Origin of the sequence: Mesorhizobium sp. (genome assembly GCF_024509055.1) — a bacterium.
Lineage (GTDB): Bacteria > Pseudomonadota > Alphaproteobacteria > Rhizobiales > Rhizobiaceae > Mesorhizobium.
The window spans coordinates 1-2387 of record NZ_JANINM010000269.1 but is presented as its reverse complement, the minus strand read 5'-3'; the positions used below and the strand labels follow the sequence as shown (position 1 = coordinate 2387).

Below are 2387 nucleotides of genomic sequence, written 5' to 3'. Positions count from 1 at the left end.
TGGTCCGGCTATCTCGGCCTGATATTGCAGGGAGCGCTTGTCACCATCGAGCTGACGCTGATGGGGTCGGTGCTCGCGCTGATCATGGCCTTTCTTGCCGGCATGGGGCGGCTGTCGCGCTTCTTCATCGTTCGGGCGCTCGCCACGATCTACATCGAGTTCTTCCGTGGCACCTCGATCTTCGTGCAGCTGTTCTGGGCCTATTTCGTGCTGCCTTTCGTCGGCCTGTCGCTGACGCCGTTGCAGGCGGGCGTCCTGGCGTTGGGCCTCAATGTCGGGGCCTATGCCGCCGAAGTGGTGCGTGGCGCGATCCTGTCGGTCGGCCGCGAGCAATATGAAGCCTGCACGGCGCTCAACCTCGACCGCTGGCAAGGCATGCGCCACGTCATCCTGCCGCAGGCGCTGCTCGTCATGCTGCCGACCTTCGGCAACAACGCGATCGAATTGCTCAAGGCGACTTCGGTGGTCTCGCTGATTTCGCTCGCCGATCTGACCTTCCAGGCGCAGGTCGTGCGCTCTCAGACCGGCAGCACCATGATGCCCTTCGTCTCGGTGCTGATCATCTATTTCGTGCTCGCCCTGATCATCTCCTGGGGCGTGCGCACGCTGGAGCGCCGCATGGCGCGTGGTCTCGACGGAGTGCGTGTCTGATGGGCTGGGCCAGGTAATGGACTGGGATTGGGATTTTGTCCGGCAGATCATGCCGACCCTCATCCAGGGCGTGAAGATCACCATCCTGGCGACGGTGCTTGGCTCGATCCTGGCCGCGATCATCGGCCTGGCGATTGCCCTGGCGCGGCGCTCTCCGAACCGCATCGTCTCGCGCAGCGTCGGCTGGTTCGCCGAATTCATCCGCGGCACGCCGCTGCTGGTGCAGCTTTACTTCATCTTCTACGTGCTGCCCGACATCGGCATCCTCCTGCCGCCGCTGGTGGCCGGCGTCATCGGGCTTGGCCTGCACTACGGCACCTATACGGCGGAGGTTTATCGCGCCGGCATCGACAACGTGCCGCGCGGGCAATGGGAGGCCGCGAAGGCCTGCAACCTCGGCGGCCGTCACACCTGGACGCATATCATCCTGCCGCAGGCGATCCCGCCGATGATCCCGGCCTTGGCCAACTACTTCATCGCCATGTTCAAGGAGACGCCGCTGCTTTCGGCGATCACCGTGCTGGAACTGATGAACCAGGCCAAGAGCGTCGCCAACACCTACTACCGCTACATCGAGCCGATGACGCTGGTCGGGGCGTTCTTCCTCATCATCAGCTTGTGTTCCGTCGTGCTGCTGCGCTGGCTGGAGCATCGTTACGGCAGGATCGAAAGATGAAAGTAATGAAGCCGTTGCCCGAGATCCGCCTTGAAACGTCCCGTGCCGAACTCGACAATCGTCCGCTTGAAAAGCGCGTCGGCCTGATCGTCTTGGCCACCGACCATACGAGCGAGGTCGATTTCCGTCGCATGGTGGCGAGCGAGCGGGTCGGCGTCTATGTCGCGCGCATTCCCTATGCCAATCCGACGACGCCGGAAAACCTGCGCAAGATGCAGCCGTCGCTTTCGGCCGGCGCGGCACTCATCCTGCCTGACGAACCTCTCGATGCTGTCTGCTATTCCTGCACGTCGGCCTCGGTGGTGATCGGCGATGCCGAGATCGAAGCGGCGATCCGGGAGGCCAAGCCCGGCGTTCCCGTGGTCACGCCGCCGATGGCGGGCGCGCGCGGCCTGAACGCTTTTGGCGTCAAGCGGATCAGCATTCTCACGCCTTACACGGTCGAGACCAGCCGGCCGATGGCCGCCTATTTCGCGGCGCACGGCTTTGACATCCAAAGCTTCACCTGCCTCGGCTTCGAGGACGATCGCGAGATGGCGCGCATCACGCCGGCCTCGCTTGTCGATCTCGCGCGAAAGGCAACGCATCCGCAGGCCGACGCGCTGTTCGTCTCGTGCACGGCGCTGCGCGCGGCGCTTGCGGTTCCCGGCATGGAGGAGGCGATCGGCCGGCCGGTCGTCACCAGCAACCAGGCCAGTGCCTGGAACTGCCTGCGGCTCTGCGGAGATGAAACACCACGACCTGAGTTTGGCCGGCTGTGGGCGAAGCCACTGGCGGCGTGATCGAATGACTGTAGAGCTCAAGCATATTCGCGCCGCGCGCGAACGCATTGCCGGCAAGGTCGAGCATACATCCTGCGTTGTGTCGCAAAACCTGTCGGATCGCGCCCGGCATCCTGTTCATCTCAAGCTGGAGCACCATCAGACCACGGGCGCCTTCAAGCTGCGCGGCGCCTCTAACGCCGTCGCCGCGTTGAGCCCGCCACAGAGATCGCGCGGCGTCGTTGCCGCCTCGACCGGCAATCACGGCCGGGCGCTGGCGCATGCGGCAAAGCTCGAAG

Annotated in this window: 4 protein-coding genes; all 4 read left to right on the top strand. The window is 64.3% G+C overall.

Features of this window, described 5'->3' with window-relative positions; all coding sequences use genetic code 11:
• A partial coding sequence (gene ehuC / locus Q0L57_RS12730) for an ectoine/hydroxyectoine ABC transporter permease subunit EhuC (RefSeq protein WP_296743135.1) occupies positions 1-651 on the top strand: 651 nt, incomplete at its 5' end.
• Positions 652-667: 16 nt separating this feature from the next.
• Positions 668-1327 (top strand): ectoine/hydroxyectoine ABC transporter permease subunit EhuD, encoded by a 660-nt coding sequence (gene ehuD, locus Q0L57_RS12725; protein ID WP_296743139.1) that lies wholly within the window; start codon positions 668-670, stop codon positions 1325-1327.
• 5 nt (positions 1328-1332) lie between these two features.
• Positions 1333-2109 (top strand): ectoine utilization protein EutA, encoded by a 777-nt coding sequence (gene eutA / locus Q0L57_RS12720; protein WP_296743137.1) that lies wholly within the window; start codon positions 1333-1335, stop codon positions 2107-2109.
• 4 nt (positions 2110-2113) lie between these two features.
• On the top strand, positions 2114-2387 hold a 274-nt coding region (locus Q0L57_RS12715; protein WP_296743133.1), incomplete at its 3' end, for a pyridoxal-phosphate dependent enzyme.

What these genes read in the sequence shown, in the direction of transcription:
- ehuD (WP_296743139.1), top strand. Translation starts at nt 668, where the DNA reads ATGGACTGGGATTGGGATTTTGTCCGGCAGATCATGCCGACCCTCATC.
- eutA (WP_296743137.1), top strand. Translation starts at nt 1,333, where the DNA reads ATGAAGCCGTTGCCCGAGATCCGCCTTGAAACGTCCCGTGCCGAACTC.